Origin of the sequence: Nocardia wallacei, from assembly GCF_029868745.1 — a bacterium.
GTDB classification, from domain to species: Bacteria; Actinomycetota; Actinomycetes; order Mycobacteriales; family Mycobacteriaceae; genus Nocardia; species Nocardia wallacei_B.
The window spans coordinates 1-6,483 of sequence record NZ_JARWOP010000119.1 but is presented as its reverse complement, the minus strand read 5'-3'; the positions used below and the strand labels follow the sequence as shown (position 1 = coordinate 6,483).

Genomic DNA, 6,483 nt, shown 5'->3' with positions numbered 1-6,483 from the left:
GGGGGGGGGGGTGGTGCGCCCCCGGGGGGGTCGTGGGGGGGGGGCGGGCGGCGGCCCCCCCGCGTCCCTCCCCCCCCCCCCAAAAAACCCGTTACGCGCCGAAAACTTACGGGGTTGGCGGGCTACAGGGGAGGTTTTTGGCGGAGGGGGTTGGGTTGGGTTGGGTTGGGTGGAAGTTGGTGGAATCGAAGGTGGGCGGGGATGGGTAGGTGGTTGGCCGGTCTTTGTTAGTCGAGGTGGAAGTCTGCGAAGTCGAAGCCGGGGGACACGATGCAGCTGACGAGGACGTATTCGTCGGTTGCGGGGCGTGCTGCCTGGGTTACGCCGCCGGGGATTACCGCTTGCAGGAGTTGGCCTTGTTCGACGTTGGGGCCGAGGACTATTTCCTCGCCTCCGATGTCGAGCAGGAGCGGGCCGCCGCGGTGCCATAGCCATAGCTCGTCCGAGCGGACGGTGTGGGGGGCGGACTTCTCGCCGGGGAGCAGCAGGAAGTGGATTGCCGTCGCTGCCGCGCGGGGGGCGTCGTAGCCGTCGGGCACGAATTGCACGGGGCTGCGCCAGGTTTCGCGGTACCAGCCGCCCTCCGGGTGCGGTTGCAGGTCCAGTGCGGCCGCCAACGTGGGGCGCTCGGTCATGAATGTTCCTCTCCGCCTATGCGTCTCGTGGTTCGCTGTAGGCGAGCACGACGTGGGTGAACAGGTTGATGCGTTGTCGGCGGGCTGTCTCGCTGTGCGGTTCCATCAGGCATTGGGTGGCGGTGCCGTCGTGCACCGCGACCAGGGCGCGGCCCAGCGCCGCGGGGTCGGTGACCGTGCGGCCCGCGCGCGCCAGCAGTTCGGTCACCACGGGGCGCAACGCCGCGTCGATCGCCTCCTCGCGGGCGGCCATCACCCGGCGCAGCGACGGATTGCGCAGGGCGTGCGCGGTGAATTCGAAGGTGATCCGAAACCACTTCTCGTCCAAGGGAACCGCGCGCAATACCCGTTCGACATCCGCTCGGAGGTCGGTGGCGGGCGCGGGCGTCTCGTCCTCGAGCACCGCGGTCATCTCGTGCAGCAGCTGTCCCGAACGCTGCTCCCACATCGCCAGGAACAGTTCCTCCAGCGAGGTGAAGTTGGAGTAGAAGGCGCCCCGGGTGAATCCGGCCCGCTCGCAGATCTGCTCCACGGTGCAGCGCCCGAACCCTTCGTCCGCGAACGCCTCGAAGGCCGCGTCCAGCAGCCGCCGCCGGGTCTTGGCCCGGCGCTTGGTCATCCGTCGTGCCGGGGACGGGTTGTCGGTCTCGAGGGATGTCGACACGCCAGGCTCCTCCCCACAGGGCTCGGATACACGAGCGTATCAAAAGCCGCGGTGCCGGCCGGTGCACTTAATCTGGGAGCATGACCACAGGGTGGCGACAGCGGACCGGCCCCATCGGCGTGCTCACCGGCGCGGGCATCTCCACCGACTCCGGCATTCCGGACTTCCGCGGGCCGCGCGGCGTGTGGACCGAGGACCCGATCGCGGAACTGCTGTCCACATATCAGAACTACGTGGCCGATCCCGAACTGCGCCGGCGCGCCTGGCTGGCCCGCCGCGACAATCCGGCCTGGCAGGCCGAACCCAACGACGCGCACCGCGCCCTGGCCCGGCTCGGACGGGAACGAGACGTCCGGATCATCACGCAGAACATCGACCGCCTGCACCAGCGGGCCGGCACGCCGCCGGAGTCGGTGGTGGAGATCCACGGCAACATGTTCGAAGTCGTCTGTGTCGGTTGCGATTTCACCGCGACGATGGCCGATACGCTGCGACGGGTGGCGGCGGGCGAGGCCGATCCGCCGTGCCCGGTCTGCGGCGGCATTCTCAAGGCCGCCACCGTCATGTTCGGTCAGCAGATGGATCCGGGCGCCGTGCACGAGGCGCGGCAGATCGCGTTGGACAGCGATATCTTCCTGGCCGTCGGCAGTTCTCTGCAGGTGGAGCCCGCCGCGTCGATGTGCGCCGTCGCCGTGGAGAACGGGGCGGCGCTGGTCATCGTCAATGCCGAGCCCACGCCCTACGATCCGTGGGCCACCGAGGTCGTCCGCGATCCGATCGGCGCCGCCGTGCCGGAGCTGGTCGAGCAGTTGCTCGGCGACCAGGTCAGCTGAACGGCGTCTTCGGGCGCTCTTGCAATTCGCCGTCGAGGAAGACATCCACTTTCTCGTCGTAGAAGCAGACCAGACCGGCAACCTTCTGGCTTTCCGGCAGCGGGGTGCGGTAGATCCATGCCAGATTCCGGTATTCGGCATCGCCGACCCGGATGTCGAAATACTCGGCCGTGCCCTTGTAGGGGCAGCGGGTCCGGGTCGTGGACGGCGTCAGCAGCTCGGTCCGGACATCGGTCAGCGGGAGGTAATACCGTGGCGGCAAACCCGTTTCGAAGAGAATGCGCGGTGCGTGCGAGTCCGCGAGGGTCTGCCCGGCGACCGCCACCCGGACGTGCCGGGAACTCGCCAGGATGTCGACGCGGGTGTAGGGATCGCGCGGGTGCACATAGACGGGCTCGTCCTCCTCGAGCCACTCGTCCATCAGATCCCACTCCAGCCGCACCAGCTCGCGCAGCTCCGGGATCGGTGAGTCCGGATAGCGCACGGCCGCAGGGGATCTGGTGATGCCGTCGATCACCACGTCGTATTCCACGCCCTCGCCGCGGCTGGGCGAGTGGCGGGTGGACCCGGTGGGTTCCAGCTTGGCGCGCAGGTCCGCGACCGGCAGGTAGTAGGTCGGGTAGTGCGGGCCCTCCCACACCAATGTCGGTGCGACCGTGTCGATCACCAGTCGGCCGTCGGCGTAGGCCCGCACCCGTTTGCGACCGGGTTCGGTGCGAACACGGCCCCGGGTTGTTTCGGTCATACCCGCCGACGGTACTCCCGATCGGTGAACACACCCCGGTTCCGGAGCGGCGTCGCAAGGTCGGGCAATTTCCGGCTGACCGGCGCGACCTGCGCGTTCGACGCGTCGATTGGGCCGCTAGGGTGACACGGCAACATCTGGGCGAACAGAAGGTGAGCAATGGACGAGACGACCGGCGCGGCGCGCGAGGGTCTGCGCACCGGCCTGCGCCGTCGGCACATGACGATGCTCGCGATCGGCGGCGCGGTGGGCGCGGGGCTGTTCGTGGGCAGCGGTTCGGTCATCAAGACGGCGGGCCCGGCGGCGGTGGTGTCCTACGCGGTGGCCGGTGTACTGGTGCTGTGCGTATTGCGGGCACTGGGCGAGATGGCGGTGGCTCGGCCGGTGGCGGGGTCGCTGGCCGAGTACGCGCGAATGGCGTTGGGGCCCTTCGCCGGATTCACCGTCGGCTGGCTCTACTGGTACATGTACGTGATCCTGGTCGGCGCCGAGGCGACGGCGGGCGCGGCGATCCTGGCGGAGTGGATCGACCTGCCGCAGTGGATTCTGGCGGCCGCGCTGCTGGTCGTGATGACGGCGGTGAACCTGATCTCGGTGCGCTCCTTCGGGGAGTTCGAGTTCTGGTTCGCCTCCATCAAGGTCGCCGCGATCGTGGTGTTTCTGCTCCTCGGCGTGCTGTACGTGCTGGGCTGGTGGCCGGACGGCCGTGCGGGAGTGGACAATCTGACCACGCACGGCGGTTTCGTACCCAACGGGTGGGACGGGGTGCTGTCGGCGATCGTCGTGGTGATCTTCGCCTTCGGCGGCACCGAGATCGTGACGCTGGCCGCCGCCGAGAGCGCCGAGCCCGGGAAGGCGGTGGCGCGGGCCACCAGCAATGTGCTGTGGCGCGTAGGGCTGTTCTACGTGGCGTCGATCCTGCTGGTCGTGACGATCCTGCCGTGGGACGACGCCAAAGTGCTGACCAGTCCGTTCGTCAGCGCGCTGGACACCATGGGCGTTCCGGCGGCGGGCACGGTGATGCAGGTGGTGATCCTGACCGCGGTGCTCTCGGTGCTGAACTCCGCGATCTACGTGTCCTCCCGCATGCTCTACGTGCTCACCCGCGACGGCGACGCCCCGGCCGGGCTGGTGCGGGTCAACCGCCGCGGCGTTCCGGCACGGGCGGTGCTGCTCGGCACGGTCGCCGCGTGGTGCGCGGTGGTGGCCTCCTACGTCTCCCCGGACCGGGTCTTCACCTTCCTGGTGAACTCCATCGGCGTCCTGCTGGCCTTCCTCTACCTCGCGGTGATGCTCTCCCAGCTACGCCTGCGAGCCCGCCTGCAACGCAAAGACCCCGCCGCCCTCACCTACCGCCTGTGGTTCCACCCCTACCTGAGCTGGGCGGTGATCGCCGTCCTCGCCGCGGTCCTGATCTCCGCCGCCCTCATGTCCACCATGCGCACCCAACTCATCTCCTCCACCGTCACCCTTCTCGTGGTGGCGGCCGCCTACCCTCTCCGCGCCCGGCTCGGCAAGACCCCGCCCGTCCGAGAGGTGCAGGTGCTCCGGCACTGAATCGCGCGACGGGCCGATTCAGTCGTCGCCGACCGTGATCGCTTCGGCCTCGGTGACGCTGTGTTCGGCGGGGTCGTGGTCGTCGACGTGGGACAGGGTGTGGCGGAAGGTGAGGAGGATGAGGACGCCGAGGGCGGTGCAGGCCGCGCCTACCCAGAACGGCAGGGCCATGTGGTGTTCGCCTAGTTTGCCGGCGAGGTAGGGGGCGGCCGCGCCGCCGGCGAAGCGGACGAAGCTGTAGGCGGCGGACGCGGTGGAGCGCTCCACGGGTGCGGAGATCATCACGGCCTCGGTGATCAGGGTGTTGTTCACGCCGAGGAACAGGCCCGCCAGCACGGTGCCGACGATCAGGACCGGCTTGTGGTCGGCCCAGAGGGCCATCACGGCCAGGTCGGCCGCGAACAACGCCAGTGCCAGCGCGATCATGCGGACCGTGCCGAAGGCGCGTTGCAGCCGGGGCGCGAACACCACCGATGCCAGCGCCAGCGCCAAGCCCCAGCCGAAGAAGATGAATCCGATCGCGTAGGTGCCCATGTCGAGCGGGAACGGGGTGTAGGCGAGCAGGGTGAAGAAGCCGTAGTTGTACAGCAGCGCGGTGACGCTCACCAGCAGCAGACCGGGGAAGCGCAGTGCCTTGAACGGCGCCACGATCGAGGTGCGGTGGGTGGGCTTCGGGCTCTGCGGCAGCAGCACCACGATCGCGACGAAGGCGATCGCCATCAGCACCGAGACTCCGAAAAACGGTGCGCGCCAGCTGAATCCGCCGAGGAAGCCGCCGACCAGCGGTCCGGCGGCGATGCCGATGCCGAGCGCGGACTCGTACAGGATGATGGCCCGCGCCACGCCGCCGGTGGCCGCGCCCACGATGGTGGCCAGCGCGGTCGCGATGAACAGCGCGTTGCCCAGGCCCCACCCGGCGCGGAAGCCGACGATCTCCCCGACCGTGCCGGAACCGCCCGCCAGCGCCGCGAACACCACGATGATGGCGAGCCCGGCGAGCAGGGTCTTCTTGGCGCCGAAGCGGCTGGAGATCACGCCGGTGATCAGCATGGCGACGCCGGTGACCAGCATGTAGCTGGTGAACAGCAGCGTCACCTGCGACGGTGAGGCGTGCAGCTGTTCGCCGATCGGCTTCAGAATGGGGTCGACCAGGCCGATCCCCATGAAGGCGATGACCGAGGCGAAGGCCACGGCCCAGACGGATTTCGGCTGTTTGGTTCTCGCGGTGGCAGGCACGTCGGTGGCGGCGCGCGGCGAGAGTGTGGTGCTCATCAACGCTCCTGAATCGGAATGCTCTCGATCGTTAGTTTACATCTACTAACTATCTATGTACATAGGCTAACTATGTATCTCGGCTGTGAGCCGCGCCACTGCGGGGTGGGTGCTGGTGTGGCGGGGCGAAAATCATTCCAGGAGATTGTTTGCAGCCGCAGTTGTGTCTTGTTCCGGTGAGTGGCACAGTGATATTTCGAGATCGGATCGAATGTCCGATCGCCAGGGGGTATGGAGTGACGGGACAGTAGGGTAGTGGCCAATGCTGCGAGAATAAATATTCTGCACCTTACCGACATACATTTTGGGCAATCCCAAATGCCCGGTCACTGGCCGACGGTAGAGAGCCTGCTACTTCGGGATTTGATCGAGTATGTGATCCCCGCGGCGGGTCCGATCGATGTTATAGCCTTCACCGGCGACCTGGCGAACACCGCCGCGCCGGCCGAGTACGAAGCCGCCAATGAATTTCTGAGTGAATTGGTGCTGTCGCTGGACGAAGCCAGCGGTGTATTCGCGTCGATGGTGTGTGTGCCCGGAAATCACGATGTCCGGCGGCCGGCGAAAAGAAACACGCTGCCGCAGCTGTTCCTGGAGGGCATGTGGAACGATAACATGGCGAAGGACCTGCTTGCAGAGGGTGCCGAAGTCCGTCAGTTCATCGAGGAAGTATTCGAGGAATATATTTCGTGGGCTCGCCGAACGCCGGTGACGATGCTGCCGCGCGATACCACCGGTAGCTTGCCGGGTGACTTCGCGTCGACCTACGAAAAGGAT

The 6,483-nt window shown here is 67.4% G+C and carries 7 protein-coding genes; 3 read left to right on the top strand and 4 right to left on the bottom strand.

Annotated features, from left to right (window positions below; all coding sequences use genetic code 11):
* Positions 1 to 227: 227 nt before the first annotated feature.
* Both QH470_RS09235 and QH470_RS09230 read right to left on the bottom strand, forming a co-directional pair.
* Positions 228 to 635, bottom strand: a complete 408-nt coding sequence (locus QH470_RS09235; protein WP_280271870.1) for a cupin domain-containing protein — start codon at positions 633 to 635, stop codon at positions 228 to 230.
* Positions 636 to 651: 16 nt separating this feature from the next.
* Positions 652 to 1,254, bottom strand: a complete 603-nt coding sequence (locus QH470_RS09230; RefSeq protein ID WP_280271871.1) for a TetR/AcrR family transcriptional regulator — start codon at positions 1,252 to 1,254, stop codon at positions 652 to 654.
* A gap of 125 nt (positions 1,255 to 1,379) precedes the next feature.
* Between QH470_RS09230 and QH470_RS09225 the strand changes: the two genes are divergently transcribed.
* Positions 1,380 to 2,132, top strand: coding sequence for an SIR2 family NAD-dependent protein deacylase (locus tag QH470_RS09225; RefSeq protein ID WP_280271869.1), 753 nt, complete (start codon positions 1,380 to 1,382; stop codon positions 2,130 to 2,132).
* Here QH470_RS09225 and QH470_RS09220 read toward each other — a convergent pair.
* The gene (locus QH470_RS09220) at positions 2,125 to 2,877 is read right to left on the bottom strand and encodes a DUF427 domain-containing protein (protein WP_280271868.1); all 753 of its coding nucleotides are present in this window, start codon (positions 2,875 to 2,877) and stop codon (positions 2,125 to 2,127) included. The genes QH470_RS09225 and QH470_RS09220 overlap by 8 nt on opposite strands.
* A 159-nt stretch (positions 2,878 to 3,036) precedes the next feature.
* Between QH470_RS09220 and QH470_RS09215 the strand changes: the two genes are divergently transcribed.
* Positions 3,037 to 4,434, top strand: coding sequence for an amino acid permease (locus tag QH470_RS09215; RefSeq protein WP_280271867.1), 1,398 nt, complete (start codon positions 3,037 to 3,039; stop codon positions 4,432 to 4,434).
* Positions 4,435 to 4,452: 18 nt separating this feature from the next.
* On the opposite strand, the gene QH470_RS09210 is transcribed toward QH470_RS09215, so the two are convergent.
* Positions 4,453 to 5,706 carry an MFS transporter gene (locus tag QH470_RS09210; protein WP_280271866.1) on the bottom strand — a complete coding sequence of 418 codons (1,254 nt, stop codon included), beginning with the start codon at positions 5,704 to 5,706 and terminating at the stop codon, positions 4,453 to 4,455.
* 255 nt (positions 5,707 to 5,961) lie between these two features.
* Here QH470_RS09210 and QH470_RS09205 point away from each other — a divergent pair.
* Positions 5,962 to 6,483, top strand: a 522-nt coding sequence (locus QH470_RS09205; protein WP_280271865.1) for a metallophosphoesterase family protein, incomplete at its 3' end; no start/stop codon positions are given.

What these genes read in the sequence shown, in the direction of transcription:
- QH470_RS09220 (WP_280271868.1), bottom strand. Translation starts at nt 2,877, where the DNA reads ATGACCGAAACAACCCGGGGCCGTGTTCGCACCGAACCCGGTCGCAAA.
- QH470_RS09230 (WP_280271871.1), bottom strand. Translation starts at nt 1,254, where the DNA reads ATGACCAAGCGCCGGGCCAAGACCCGGCGGCGGCTGCTGGACGCGGCC.
- QH470_RS09225 (WP_280271869.1), top strand. Translation starts at nt 1,380, where the DNA reads ATGACCACAGGGTGGCGACAGCGGACCGGCCCCATCGGCGTGCTCACC.
- QH470_RS09210 (WP_280271866.1), bottom strand. Translation starts at nt 5,706, where the DNA reads ATGAGCACCACACTCTCGCCGCGCGCCGCCACCGACGTGCCTGCCACC.
- QH470_RS09235 (WP_280271870.1), bottom strand. Translation starts at nt 635, where the DNA reads ATGACCGAGCGCCCCACGTTGGCGGCCGCACTGGACCTGCAACCGCAC.
- QH470_RS09215 (WP_280271867.1), top strand. Translation starts at nt 3,037, where the DNA reads ATGGACGAGACGACCGGCGCGGCGCGCGAGGGTCTGCGCACCGGCCTG.